The organism is Brevibacterium sp. 91QC2O2 (assembly GCF_024580695.1).
GTDB classification, from domain to species: domain Bacteria; phylum Actinomycetota; class Actinomycetes; order Actinomycetales; family Brevibacteriaceae; genus Brevibacterium; species Brevibacterium moorei.
Genome location: NZ_JANIJY010000010.1, coordinates 77,814 through 91,254, shown reverse-complemented (window position 1 = coordinate 91,254; position 13,441 = coordinate 77,814). Strand labels below are relative to the sequence as shown.

10 protein-coding genes and 1 tRNA gene are annotated in these 13,441 nt (G+C 66.2%); 4 read left to right on the top strand and 7 right to left on the bottom strand.

What is annotated here, in order from left to right; all coding sequences use genetic code 11:
• Window positions 1-64: 64 nt before the first annotated feature.
• Window positions 65-610 (bottom strand): YceI family protein, encoded by a 546-nt coding sequence (locus NQ036_RS09380; RefSeq protein ID WP_257047213.1) that lies wholly within the window; start codon window positions 608-610, stop codon window positions 65-67.
• A 192-nt stretch (window positions 611-802) separates the two neighbouring features.
• Between NQ036_RS09380 and NQ036_RS09375 the strand changes: the two genes are divergently transcribed.
• Window positions 803-1,966 (top strand): IS1249 family transposase, encoded by a 1,164-nt coding sequence (locus tag NQ036_RS09375; RefSeq protein WP_257058482.1) that lies wholly within the window; start codon window positions 803-805, stop codon window positions 1,964-1,966.
• 124 nt (window positions 1,967-2,090) lie between these two features.
• On the opposite strand, the gene NQ036_RS09370 is transcribed toward NQ036_RS09375, so the two are convergent.
• The 3 genes from NQ036_RS09370 to NQ036_RS09360 form a co-directional block, all read right to left on the bottom strand.
• Window positions 2,091-2,164, bottom strand: a tRNA-Met gene (locus NQ036_RS09370).
• A gap of 67 nt (window positions 2,165-2,231) precedes the next feature.
• Window positions 2,232-5,180: a UPF0182 family protein gene (locus tag NQ036_RS09365; protein ID WP_257047211.1), complete on the bottom strand. Its 2,949-nt coding sequence runs from the start codon at window positions 5,178-5,180 to the stop codon at window positions 2,232-2,234.
• A gap of 97 nt (window positions 5,181-5,277) precedes the next feature.
• Window positions 5,278-6,375, bottom strand: a complete 1,098-nt coding sequence (locus tag NQ036_RS09360; protein ID WP_257058479.1) for a PDZ domain-containing protein — start codon at window positions 6,373-6,375, stop codon at window positions 5,278-5,280.
• A 223-nt stretch (window positions 6,376-6,598) separates the two neighbouring features.
• Between NQ036_RS09360 and NQ036_RS09355 the strand changes: the two genes are divergently transcribed.
• Both NQ036_RS09355 and NQ036_RS09350 read left to right on the top strand, forming a co-directional pair.
• Entirely contained in the window at window positions 6,599-7,945 is a 1,347-nt protein-coding gene (locus NQ036_RS09355) for a zinc-dependent metalloprotease (RefSeq protein ID WP_257047209.1), read from the top strand.
• A gap of 71 nt (window positions 7,946-8,016) precedes the next feature.
• Window positions 8,017-8,535 (top strand): NUDIX hydrolase, encoded by a 519-nt coding sequence (locus tag NQ036_RS09350; RefSeq protein WP_257058476.1) that lies wholly within the window; start codon window positions 8,017-8,019, stop codon window positions 8,533-8,535.
• 5 nt (window positions 8,536-8,540) lie between these two features.
• On the opposite strand, the gene NQ036_RS09345 is transcribed toward NQ036_RS09350, so the two are convergent.
• On the bottom strand, window positions 8,541-9,080 hold the full coding sequence (locus NQ036_RS09345; protein ID WP_257047207.1) for a M48 family metallopeptidase: 540 nt from the start codon (window positions 9,078-9,080) through the stop codon (window positions 8,541-8,543).
• A 418-nt stretch (window positions 9,081-9,498) separates the two neighbouring features.
• Here NQ036_RS09345 and NQ036_RS09340 point away from each other — a divergent pair, with 418 nt between their 5' ends.
• On the top strand, window positions 9,499-10,338 hold the full coding sequence (locus NQ036_RS09340) for a hypothetical protein (protein WP_257047335.1): 840 nt from the start codon (window positions 9,499-9,501) through the stop codon (window positions 10,336-10,338).
• 15 nt (window positions 10,339-10,353) lie between these two features.
• Here NQ036_RS09340 and NQ036_RS09335 read toward each other — a convergent pair whose 3' ends face one another.
• Window positions 10,354-12,432: an ATP-dependent DNA helicase UvrD2 gene (locus tag NQ036_RS09335; protein WP_257047206.1), complete on the bottom strand. Its 2,079-nt coding sequence runs from the start codon at window positions 12,430-12,432 to the stop codon at window positions 10,354-10,356.
• Window positions 12,429-13,421 carry an NAD(+) diphosphatase gene (gene nudC, locus NQ036_RS09330; RefSeq protein ID WP_257058471.1) on the bottom strand — a complete coding sequence of 331 codons (993 nt, stop codon included), beginning with the start codon at window positions 13,419-13,421 and terminating at the stop codon, window positions 12,429-12,431. The genes NQ036_RS09335 and nudC overlap by 4 nt, the downstream gene beginning before the upstream one ends.
• Window positions 13,422-13,441: the final 20 nt, after the last annotated feature.

The following is a 13,441-nucleotide window of genomic DNA, read 5'->3' as shown; positions in this document are numbered from 1 at the left end:
CTGCGACGTGTGAAACGTCGCAGGCCCCGGCTCTCTTAGCGCTATCAGTCGTTCAGAGCTGCGCTCAGGCCTTGGCGGCCTCGATGTCGATGCTGATCTTGACCTTGTCGCCGACCAGCAGGTCGCCGCCGGGCAGGACCACGTCGAAGCTCAGTCCGAAGTCCTTGCGGTTGATGGTGGCCGAGGCCTCGAAGCCGGCGACCGGGGTCTCCCCGCCTGTGCTCACACCGTTGAAGGAGGCTGCGAACTCCACCGACTTCGCCACGCCGCGGATGGTCAGGTCGCCGACGAGCACGAAGTCCTCACCGTCGAAGTCCTTGATCTGGGTGGCGGCGAAGGTCATCTCCGGGTATTCCTCGGCCAGGAAGAAGTCGCCGGACTTCAGGTGGCCGTCGCGCTGTTCGTTCTTGGTGTTGACCGAGTCGATCTTCGCGCTGGCGGTGATCGTGGTGTCCTCGAACTGCTCGCCGATCTCGATGGTGCCGGCGATGTCCTCGAACTCGCCGCGGACCTTGGACACGCCGGAGTGGCGGACCGAGAAGCCGAAGCTCGAGTGGACCGGGTCAATGTTCCAGGTGCCGGCGGTCAGGTTGGTGGGAAGTGCAGTCATGGTGTGCCTCCATTGCGTGGTTGCTTTGTTGTTGTACGTTCAACTACTTTAGTTCACTTTTTAACAATGTCAACCCCTCGTACGCGTCCACTCTATGACGGGTTAGCGGCAAGAATGTGTGTACAGGATAGGGCGCTTGCCCAGTAGACAGACGGGCAAGACCGGGCCGAACATGGTCTGCAAGCATGTTCAGTGCCCAATCCAAGGAATCACCCCCGCTGTGGTGTATGCGCAAACAAGCTCGTCAAAAACGGCAAGACCACCGCCGGGCGGACACGCTGGCGATGCAAACACTGCGGGGCCTCGACCACCCAGTCACGCATCGACATCACGCGCAAGGCCGAGTTCACCGACTTCCTCACCTGGCTGACCGGCACCACACGACAAGGCGGCACCACCGAATCCGGCCGGACATTCCGCCACCGTGTGGCCTGGTGCTGGAACGTGCGCCCAACGATCACACCGACCGGGGAAATCCACGACCAGATCATGCTCGACGGCACGTACTTCAACGGCTGGTGTGTTCTCATCGCCCACACCGGTAGCCACGTCATCGACTGGCAATGGTGCGACCAGGAGAAGACCGCCTCCTGGACCGCACTCATCGAACGCATTCCAGCGCCGGTGGCTGCGATCGTCGACGGCAACGGGCCACTGACCTCGACGATCAAACGCCTCTGGCCGGCCACCCGCATCCAACGCTGCCACTTCCACATCCGCCAAGCCGCGCACAAACACCTCACCCGGCGCCCCAGCCTGCCGGCGAACAAGGAACTCCTCGGCCTGTACAAGACGCTGAGCCGCGTCACCACGCTGGAACAAGCCGCTGCCTGGAGTGCCGAGTTCGCCACGTGGGAAGCCCGCTGGGAAACGTTCCTCAAACACCGCACCCGCGCCCAATCCGGGATCACCAGGCCCGCATACGCCAGAACCAACCAGTCCTGGTGGTACACCCACATCCGCACCCGCAGAGCCCACAAACTGCTGGCCAACCTGATCCGCGCCGACCAGTTATTCACCTGGCTGAAACTCGCCGAAGACGGCTACACGATCGCGAAGACGACGAACGCGTTAGAAGGCGGACCGAACAAGGCGATCAAAGACTTCCTACGCCACCACCGTGGCATGTCGATCGACCATGCCAGGCGCGGAGTCGACTGGCTGCTTTACCGGCGCACACAAGCACCTGAAGACCCCTGGATGCTCGTCACACCAGCCCACTGGAGGACCAAAACGACCCGGACAACTGTCAAGCCCGAGACCGGGCGCGAGGAAACCAACCTGCTCTACGGCACCGCCTTCAGCCCCGAAGACGGCAACGGAATCCAACACGGATGGGGTGGAAGAAGACGCTAGACACGCCGACGCTGTACACACATTCTTGCCGCTAACCCTCTATGACGTGCAGCACTCCGAGTGCACAACCACGGACATAAAAAGGCCCCCACCAGGTGAAACACCTGATGGGGGCCTATCTCCGTGGCGGGGGCAGGATTTGAACCTACGACCTCCGGGTTATGAGCCCGGCGAGCTACCGAACTGCTCCACCCCGCGGCAACTCATACAACTATAGTCGCCACAGAGCCAAGCGGCAAATCGGTGCCCGCCGGTCCCCTTGCCGTTACTTCTTGGCCTCGGCCTCCGCCTTCTGAGCGGCGTCGATCGCGGCCTGCAGACGCTTCTGCGCCTGACCGTACTTCGCCCAGTCACCCGCCTTCATCGCAGCGTCGGAGTCCTCCATCGCCTGCTTGGCGTCCTTGAGCGCCTTGTTCAGCGAGGGGCTGCGGTCCGTCTTCGCGTCTCCGGACTTATCGCCGCCCGAACCATTCGAAGAACCGGAGTCCTCATCCTGCTTGTCCGTTCCGGCATCGCCGGCATCGGCGCCCGAGTTGCCGCCGAACACCTGATTCAGCGCCTCATCGAGGGTTGCGGCGAAGCCGATCTTGTCACCGAATGCCACGATCACCCGCTGCAGCTTGGGATACGACGTCTGTCCGGAGGAGCGCACGTAGACCGGCTGCACGTACAACAGGCCATCGGCCACCGGCAGAGTCAACAGGTTGCCGCTCTGGACCGTCGAATCGTTACCGCGCCGCAGGGCCAGCAGGGCCTCCTGCACCGTGGGATCGGTGTTGAAGTTGTTCTGCGCCTGTCCGGGGCCGGGGAACGTGGTGTTGCGTGGCAGCTGCAGCAGGCGCAGCTTGCCGTAGGTCTCCGCAGGCTTACCCGCCGTCGAACCCGCATCCGCATCCGCTGCCAGGAAGCCGGTCAGGTTGTTACGACTCTGTCCCTCGGTCTGGCGTGGGATGAACGTCGAGGTCAACGAGAACGCGGCCTGGTCCTGACCGGGCATCTTCATCGTCAGGTAGTACGGCGGCTGGGGCGAATTGCCCTGGCTGTCCGCCGTCGGATCCACCGGGTTCGACCAGAAGTCCTGTCGGGTGTAGAACGAGGCCGCATCTGCCACGTGGTACTGCGAGAGCAGCGAACGCTGCACCTTGAACAGATCCTCCGGATAGCGGACGTGGCTCATCAAATCCCCGGACATGTCCGACAGCGGCTTGAGCATACCGGGGAAGACCTTCTGCCAGGTCTGCAGCACCGGGTCCTTGTCATCCCAGGCGTAGAGGTCGACCGAGCCGTCATAGGCGTCGACCGTGGCCTTGACCGAGTTGCGGATGTAGTTGACCTTCTCATCCGGCAGTGCCTGCACCGTGTTGCCGCTGCGCTGCGTCACCGAGTCCCGAGTCGCGTCCCCCAGGGTTTCGGGCTTGGAGTACGGGTACGAGGCACTGGTCGTGTAGCCGTCGACGATCCACTTGATCCGACCGTCAATGACCGCAGGGTACGGGTCGCCGTCGACTTCGAGGAAGGGCGCTACCTTCTCTACGCGTTCACGCGGAGCACGGTCGTAGAGGATCTGCGAATCCGGGTTCAGCGCATCGGAGAGGACGATCTGTTCATCCTGGAACTTGATCGCGTAGAGCAGTCGGTTGAACAGATTGCCCACCTTGGGGCCACCGTCGCCCTTGAACGTGTTGTAGACCTGGCCGTCTCCCTCGTCGGAGGGATAGTCGATTTCGCGCGGGTCGGCATCGTCGGGCGCACCGACGATCGAATAGGTCGGCGAGCTCTCACCGAAGTACACGCGTTCCTCGTAGTCGCCCAGGATTCCCTTGGGCGGGATGTTCGACTCCATGAAGACCGGCTGCCCGTCGTTGCCCTGCTTATTGCCATAGGCCGACACGACGCCGAAACCATGGGTGTAGACCACACGCTGGTTCAGCCAGGAGGAGTCACTCTGCGAGTTCGCGTTGAGTTCGCGCACCGCGATGACCGAATCGTGGGTCTGCCCGTCGATGTGATAGCGATCCACATCGAGCTGCTCGGGGAAGGAGTAGAACGGCCGCTGCTGCTGCAGCTGCCGGAAGGTATCCGAGACCAGATTCGGGTCGAGCAGGCGGATCGAGGCCGCCGTCTCCGCATCCGAGGCCAGAGCACCGGAGGCCGCCGTGGTCTTGGGCTCATAGGACTTCACGTCCACATCGGCGATCCCATAGGCGGAGCGCGTCGCATCGATATTGCGCTGGATGTACTCGCGCTCGAGGTTGGACTCGGACGGCTGGACCTTGAACTGCTGAACCGCCGCGGGCAGACCGAGGACGGCCACCCCGCCGAGCACGAGCAGCATCACCACGGACACGATCGACAGCCGCCACACGGGACGGAATGCGTTGACCGCCAGCAGCAGGGCCACCACGGCGGCTGCAACGGAGACGATGAGCAGCGCCGGCAGGGTGATGTTGACCGCCGAATAGGTCGCACCGGTGACCAGGCCGGAATCATCCATCAGTGCCGAGAAGCGCCCCAGGAACAGACGGGCCGCCTGGCTCAGCAGCAGCAGGGCCGCGCTGATCGCCAACTGAACCTTCGCGGCTCGAGTCAGGGTCAGGCCCTTCGTCTCCGCGGGCCGGATCCCGCCCATCAGGTAGTGGGCGATGAGGCCGGCGATCACGGTCAGCAGCAGGGCGGTGCCCAGGAAGTTCACCGCGGTCTGCAGGACCGGCAGGGTGAACACGTAGAATCCGAGGTCCAGCCCGAACTGCGGATCGTCCTTCCCGAAGGGTGTGCGGTGGACGAACTCCAGCGCCTGCTTCCACGACGGGGCCAGCGCCAGACCGCCGAGCAGGCCGACCACCACGGGCACGACGATGGTCAAGCCCTTGCGCAGCGGCTCGATGGCCTCACGATAGCGATCCAGGTTCTCCTGCCGCGGCGTCGTCGGCGCATATACGGGCCGGTATCGGTGGGCCAGGAACAGCGGCAACCACACGGCCACACCCAGCAGCACGAACCCGATGAGGAACAACACGATCCGACTGATCCACTGGGTGCCGAACACCGACAGAGAACCCAACTGGTTGAACCACAGGCCCTCCGTGTAGACCTGCGAGAACGCGACGAACAGGACTAGCAGGACGACCACCGCGATGATCGTCAGGATCAGCGGCGATGGCCTGCCGCGGCGGGTGGCGCCGGCGCTGGCCGGGCGGGGTGGCGACTGTGACACGGGGTGATTCTCCTCGTCCCTGGGTAATTCCGGTTACCCCGGAACCGCCGGGGCCACGGCGACGCGTCGAACACGCGCCGGAAGCTCTTCTGTTACATCAATTCGTCCCGCAGGCCGGCAGGCCGTTGGTCCTGCCGGCCGCGATCTTCTCCACCGAAGCCCGCGCCGACTTCAGATCGTCGATGCGCACGACGTGCAGATCCGTCTGGGCTGCGGCCTCGAGGACCTCGGCGCAGTTGTCCCGCGGTGCCAGGAAGTACTCGTTGCCGGCGGCCGCTGCGGCCGCGACCTTCTGTCTGGCCCCGCCGATCGGTTGGACGGTGCCGTCGGCCGTGATCGCGCCAGTGCCCGCGATCGGCTTACCGCCGGTCAGATCACCGGGGGTCAGCGCGTCGATGATCGTCAGCGCGAAGATCGTTCCGGCCGATGGCCCGCCCACGCCCTCGACGTTGTACTTCACCGTGACAGGAAAGTCGTACTTCTGCCCCAACACGATGCCCAGGGCGAACTTCCCGTCCGTCTGCGTCGGCCTGATCGTCACCGTCTTCTTCGTCTTGCCGCGCTGGATGGTCAGATCGACGGGGCGGCCCTTGGCGACCCGGGTCTGGACGGTTTTGGCTCCGGCGTTATCCCCGGACACCTGACTGGAATCGATTTTGAGAATGCGGTCATCCGGCCGCAGTGTGCCGTCGGCCGGGCTGCCGGGGGTCACCTGCGCTACTGCGAGTGCCGAGCCGAAATCGACGCCCAGTTCGGTCAACGCGGCCGCCGTCGCCAGATCCTGCGAGGATGCCATCTCCGCGGTGTTCGCGGTATCGACCTCTTCGGCAGTGGTCGTCAGGGGGTAGTAGGCCTCCTTGGGCAGGACCGTGTCGTGCCCGGCGATGACCGATTGCACGGCCTGGGATGCGTTGACCCGGCGTCCCGGCCCGCCGACCACACCGACTGTGAGCATGTCGAGTTGCCCCGACAGCGGATACGTCTTCATCCCCGTGATGCTCAGCAGTGGGGTGTGATCGCCCTCGCCGGTGCCACCCAGGGTGTTGAACACCGGGCCTGGCTTCTGAATCATGTAGGGGACGGGGACGACCAGTGCATAGATGATGAGCAGATAGGTCAGTACACCCGGCAGAGACGACTTCCCCGTCGTCCCCTTTCTCCCGCTGTGACCCGTCTGATCTGCTGAAAGACTCACGTTGTGCCTATCCCGTCCTGAACATCCGCCGCGCCCGTAGGGCGCCCCTGTAGTCTAATCCACCAAGGCACACTGCACGAATCCCCCGGTTGCGCACAGGGGATGTTTCGCCGTGAACGAAATACCCGGTGCACCGCCGCCGGAACGGAAGGAATCGCCAGGACGACTCGTTACCCTTGAGGAATCGAGGAAACTCCGTACCAGCCATCCGGAAGGGGCCAGCATGACCGACCGCAACGAGGATAAAGACCGTCCCGACGACGAGAACAATCCGTTCGGTGACATGTTCGCGATGTTCTTCGGCCCCGACGGCAAGCCCGCGGGTCAGATGCCCGGAGGAATGCCCTTCGATCCGGCCATGCTGGGCGGCTTCATGCAGAACCTGCAGAACATGATGGGGGCCCAGGCGGGTCCCGACACCGTGATCCGAGCCGCCACGGGTCACATCCCGACGCCGGACCCGACTGTCAGCACCGAGCAGACCAAATTGGTCGAGGAGGCGTTCCGCCTGGCCGAACTCTGGCTGGGCCAGGTCATCGACTCCCCCGCGACTTCGTTCAACGGCCGGGCATTCAACCGGCGGACCTGGGTCGAGCAGACCGCCGCCGGCTGGTTGGAGCTGACCGATGCGGTGAAGACGAACATGACCTCGGCCCTGACCCGATCGCTGGGCGCCCAGGTGCCCGAGGAGATGCGCGGGTTCCTCGCCGGTGCCCAGCAGATCTTCGGCTCGATGGGTGCCCAGATGTTCGCAACGCAGCTGGGACAGGCCCTGGGCAACCTCTCCGGCAGCGTTCTCACGGGGACCGAATACGGGCTGCCGGTGACCGCCGACGGGGCCCCGGCCCTGATCGCCGTCAACCTGCCAGGCGCTGCCGCCTCCATGGGCGTCGACGACGAGCAGCTGCGGCTCTATCTCGCCGTGATGGAGCTGGCACACATCTGGCTGTATTCCCGCGCCCCGTACCTGGCCGGTCATATCAGCACGGTCCTGGCGAAGTACGCCTCGAACATCGAAGTCGATCTGGACGGGCTGCAGAATCTGGCCGGCGACATCGACCCGGGGAACTTCGACCCGGCGAAGATCCAGGAGATCAGCGAGCAGATCGGCGGGAACCTGTTCCGCCCCCAGGACAATCCGGCACAGCGCGACGCCCTGGAAAGCCTTGACGTCCTGCTGTCGACGATTGCGGGTTGGGTCGAGGTCGTGACCTATGAAGCGTGCAAGGACCTGCCACAGCGGGACCTGCTGCGGGCCGGCATCCGGGAGCGCCTGTCGATGACCAGCACCGCGGACCAGGCCTTCGAAGACCTGTTGGGGCTCAGGCTGCAGCCAACGCGCATCAAGGACGCCTCCACCCTGTTCGGCTATCTGCAGCAGACGGAGGGCGCGGCAGCCCGCGACGCCGTCTTCACCCACCTGGACGATCTACCCCAGCAAGCGGACCTCGACGACCCACTGGGCTACCGCGAGCGCCGCACGGCCGGCTGGGAGGGGGATGCGGACTTCGACGCCGCGCTCTACCGGCTCCTGGACGAGGAGGGCGGCGGCGAGGGCAGGGCGAAGTGACCCTCCCACCCGGAGGGAATGCCACGGCCTGGGCTCGGATCGCCGCCTTGCTGCGGCGGGCCGATCCCGCCATGAGTGAACCCGGGCACGCTCTCAGAATCGCCGGTTTCATCGACCGGACCGGGGATGCCAGCGGGGTCAGGGCCAATCCGGTCCACGTCACCGCCAGCTGCCTGGTCGTCTCCCCCGACTTCGACCGGGTCCTGTTGACCCTGCACCGCAAGGCCCGACAGTGGTTGCAGTTCGGCGGACACCTGGAGGCCGGCGATGCCTCCGTGCTCGAGGCCGCCGTGCGCGAGGCCCGGGAGGAGTCCGGAGTACAGGGCCTGGAACCCGCGGTGGACCTCCCGGTGTCCGCGAGCATCCACGAATTGCCCGAGTCCTTCGGCACCTGTCGGATACACGCCGACATCATGTACGCCGCGGTTCTCGATCCTGCCGAACCGATCGCGGCCTCCCCGGAGTCCCTGGAGATCGGGTGGCACCGGCTCGATGCACTACCGGAGGAGACCGCACCCGACATCGTCCGCCGCCTGCCGGGGATACTCCCCCGGATCCGCTCCGCGCTGGGCCGCTCCGGCACATCCTGAGCCGTTCACGACCCCGTCGCGAACGACATGCCCGCACTGAAGCCCTCCAGATACGTCTGCGCTTCCCCGGTCCGCGGATAGCGGGCGGTCAACTCCTTGAAACGCGCCGAGTGGTCCGCCTGGCGCAAGTGGGCGAGTTCGTGGACCAGCACGGAGTCCAGCACCCAGTCGGGAACCTCGCGCAACATGTTGGACACCCGGATCGCCCCGGTCGCCGGTGTCGTCGAGGCGAACCGGCTGCGCTGATTTTCGACCCACACGACGCTGGCCGGGGCTATGCCATCGGCGAAATAGCACGTGTTCAGCTCCAGCGTCCGCTCCCACAGCTGAGCGTCCGACTGCCGTGGCCGGCCCCGCCGTTTCTCCAAACGGGTGATGAGTTCGGCTATCTGCCCCAGATTCCCCTCGGGCCGCCAGCGCTGGGGAACCGCCAGCACCCAGGACCCCGGGGCCCCGGTCAGGGAGATCGTTTTGCGCCGGCGCGCCGACCTGCGGATCTCGATGTCGCCGGCCTCCAACAATGCGCGCACCTCAGTGGTATCCATGGCATCGAATCTACCCTCGGGCACCGACACATCCCCATTCCCGGGCTCCTTTATCACACAAGCACAGCCACACCCGGCTTGACGCGCCGGTGTGTCTGGCAATAGTTTTGATGTGCGGGCTGCACAATGCCCGGCGGCCGTGGACAAGGGGAAGGTCCGTGGACGCCCTGGGTGCGGTCCGAACAAACGGAACGGGCGTCGCCCGGGTCGACGCCATCGACTCGGTCGGCGCCCGCATCCGTTCCCCCACCCGGCCGGCGCGGTGCGCGTGCCTTTCCGCGACCGTGCGTCACCTTGTCCACAGATTTTGCCCCTTCCCTTCCCCTGCCGTGGACCAGACCGTACCGTTGTGCACACGGAGGTCACCATGTATCGAACATTCACATCCCTTCCACTGGTTTGGATCGATGAGAACAGCATGCAGATCGGGAGCGAAGATCCCGTCTACGTCGATGGGCTCAGCGCTGCAGACGTGGAACTGATCAACCGGCTGAGGTTGGGCCTGGGCACCGCGGAACTGGATGCCGCCGTGTCCAGGGCGGGAATGGACGCGGACCGAGCGGCCATGCTCCTGGGCCTGCTGGACCAGGCGGGTGCCCTGGTCCCGGCGGAGTCAGCACCCGGCGACCCGGCAGGACAACACGTGCAGGCACTGGCTGCGGCCACCGGCCACGACCCAGCGGCCCTGGACCGGGAACTGGCCGCGACACGTATCGACATCGTCGGTCCCCTGGCCGAATCACTGGCCCCGGTACTGCGCAGGGCCGGGCTCGACGCGCACGCGCTCAGTGGAGAGCCGACGGGCCCGAATCGGGAACAGGTGGTCGTGCTCACCTCCTTCCTGGCCGCAGACCTGTTGAGCGCCGCGGCCCTGGTGGAGCAGGACATTGCGCACCTGCACGTGGTGTTCGGCGAGGCCAGCACCAGAATCGGACACATCATCCGCGCGGGTCGGACACCATGCTCGGGTTGCCTGGTCGAAGCGGCCATGGACTCCGACGATTCCTGGTTCGAGTCCTGGAGGGCCCTGCGCACCTCCAGCTGGCGGGCCGACCAGCTCGACCCCGTCCTGCACGACCTCGGCGCGGCGCACCTGGCCGGCCATCTGAGAGCGGCTCTGCTGGGGCTCAAGCCCGCGGACACCGGACTGCGCCTGAGCCTGCCGTTGGGCCAGGCGGAGGACGTCACTGTCGGCTTCTCCCCATCCTGCCCATGCCGCATCCCATTGGCAGTGCCCACCCGTCCCCCAGCCGGCTGAGCCGTGATCCCGCCCTCAGCCGGCGAGCACCTCCAACAGGCGCGTGCCGTAGCGCTCGAGTTTGACCGGTCCGATCCCTGGGACCAGGGCGAGCTCCCGTTGCGCGGTCGGCCGCAATCGTGCGATCAGTTCGAGGGTCGACTCGGTGCACACCATGTATGCGGGAACCCGCTCCACCTCCGCCTGCTCCGCGCGCCATGCCACCAACCGGTCGAACACGGCCCGGTCCACCGGGCCCGCACACTCCTCACACCGACCCAGTGCCTTCTGTGCCGGGGTGTCGAGCACCCGATTGCAGTTCGTACACCGGAGTTCGCGCCGGGCCCGCGGCCTCGGCGCCGGTGCTGTGTGCCCGGTTGAACCGGGCCCTGGCGCACGGGTCTCCTGGACGAACCGCGAGGGCCTGCGCCGGTTGACCTGGCTGCGTTGACGCGCCAGCGACCAGCTGAGCTCGACCTCGTCCCTGGCGCGGGTCAGCGCCACGTAGAACAACCGCCGTTCCTCCGCGATCTGCCCCGGACTCCGGGCATAGGAGATCGGCAGAAGCCCCTCGGAGAGCCCCACCAGGTATACGACCGGCCATTCGAGTCCCTTCGCAGCGTGGACGCTGGCCAGGGTCACGCCGTCCACGGCCGGTGCGAACTGGTGTTCCCTACGATCGTCGAGTTCCGCGACGAAAGCGCTCAGCGGCACCGGCAATTCGTGTTCGGCCTGCATCTCGTCCGCCAGGTCGACCAGTGCGCTCAACGACTCCCAGCGTTCGCGCACCCGTCCCCCGGCCGTCGGCGCGCTCGTGGTCCATCCGACGCCGGCCACCAGCTCGCGCACGGCCTCCGACAGGGGTGTGGTGCCGGGGACGCTGCGCTGGTTGGCGCGCAGCACGGCGATCGCCTCCTTGACCTCGCGCCTGGCGAAGAAGCGCTCGCCGCCGCGCAGCACATAGGAGATGCCGCGGCGGCTCAGCGCTTCCTCGAAGGCCCGACTCTGGCCGTTGGTGCGGAAGAGCACCGCGATGTCCCCGGCCCGCCGGCCCGCCGCGATCTGGCCGGCGACGGCCTCCGCCACGCCCATCGCCTCGGCTTCGTCGTCGGGATATTCCGTGTACCGCACGGGCCCACCACCGGAGCGCACCGGCTGCAGCACCAGGGGTTTACGGCCGGTGTGTGCCAGGATGCGATTGGCAGCCGCCACGATCGGCGGGCACGAGCGGTAGTTGCGCACCAGGGAGACGGTCCGCACGTTCTCCAGGCGATTGGGCAGGCCCAAGAGGAATCCATCGCGCGCCCCCGCGAAACTGTAGATCGTCTGAGCCGGATCGCCGACCACGCACAGTGAGTCGCGCCGGCCCAGCCAGCGCATCAGCAGATCGAACTGCAGGGGCGAGACGTCCTGGAACTCGTCGACGACGAAGTGGCGGTACTGTTGGTGGATTTCCGCCGCGATGTCCTCGCGGGTGCCCAGAATCCCATCGAGGACCAGCAACACGTCTTCGAAGTCCAGCAGGCGTCCACGCGATTTCAACTCGCCGTATGCCGTCATGATGCGCACCATGGCCGCAGCGTCGATTCCCTCCGGCAGTTCCCGGTGCCCGGCCTGTGCAGCGTATTCCTCCACACCAATCAGGCTGACCGCGGCGAATTCGATCTCCGCTGCGACATCGCGCACCGTCTCGCGTTCGACCTCGAACCCGGATTCGGCCATCGCCCTGGCGACCGGCCCCGCTTTAGCGGTGATGAGCTGGGGGAAGTCCCCCTCCGCGAACCTCGGCCAGAAGTAGCGCAACTGCCGCAGGGCCGCCGAATGGAAGGTCCGCGCCTGCACCATCGGCACTCCCAGGCCCCGCAGGCGCGAGCGCATCTCCCCGGCCGCCTTGGCCGTGAAGGTCAGTGCGAGGACGTGTCGGGGGTCGAGACCTCCTGTGGCCGCCCCATAGGCGATCCGGTGGGTCATCGCCCGTGTCTTACCGGTTCCGGCGCCCGCGTGGACTACCAGGGGCCCGCCGGTGTGCGTGGCGACCTGCGCCTGTTCGGCGTCGAGACCGGCCAGCAGGGCATCGGGGTCCAGCCCCTCAGTGGGCGCGTGCCCCTGCGTCACCGATCACCAGCCAGCCAGGACTCGATGATCTGGCCGGCGATCGACACGGTGCCGGGCAGTCGCATAGTGCCAGCGGCGCGTTCGGCCAGTAGTTCCTTCCGCGTCACCCACCGCAGTCCGGCCATCTCATCGCGGTCGGGACGCGCGTCACGGGACTCCGCCGTGGCGAAGAAACCCAGCATGAGAGAGGAGGGGAAGGGCCACGGCTGGCTGCCGACGTACACAGGGGAATGACAGACCACGGAGGCCTCCTCGAACACCTCGCGCACAACCGCGCGCTCCAGCGTCTCACCGGGTTCGACGAAACCGGCGAGCAGGCTGTAGCGGTTTGGCTCCCAGAGTGCGTTGTTTCCCAGCAGCAATCGTTCGACCCCGGCCGAGTCCGTGTGCACGACGGCCATGATGACCGCAGGGTCGGTCCGTGGGAAGTGTTCGGATCCGGTGGTCGGGTCCCGCCTGACCCAGCCTCCCGCGACCGGTGTGGTGGGCAATCCGTTGCGCGGGGAGTGGGTGTGCGACATATGCCAGTTGTTCACTGCGACCAGTGCGCACGCCAGGCCCACATCCAGGTCGCTCAGTTCCTCCGCCAGACTGCCCAGGTCGACCCAGTGGGGCCGCACCGAGTGCAACCCGGATGCCGGGGCGTCGAGCATGTCCTCGGCATCCAGGGAGTGATGGACGTCCAGATGGGCGTCCAGCGCGTCCCGGCCCGCCTGATCGAGGCCGATGCCCACGTAGTCCACTCCCTGGTCCAGACCCAGGTAGATGCGGGTGCCTGTAATGGTCGAGGCTTGGGCCAGATACTCGTCGGGGCCCATCGTGCACAGACTACCGGCGGCGACCAGCAGGTAGCCGTGGTCGGCGAAGACCAGCCGGGTCGTGTCACGGGCGAGGACATCGGCTAAGTCCCCATCGGTTCCACGGGCGGTGTGATTGCGAGCGGCCAGATGCCGACCCAGGCTGGCCGGCTGCAGTGGTTCGGCTTTCATGTCCCCCACGATACCGCCGG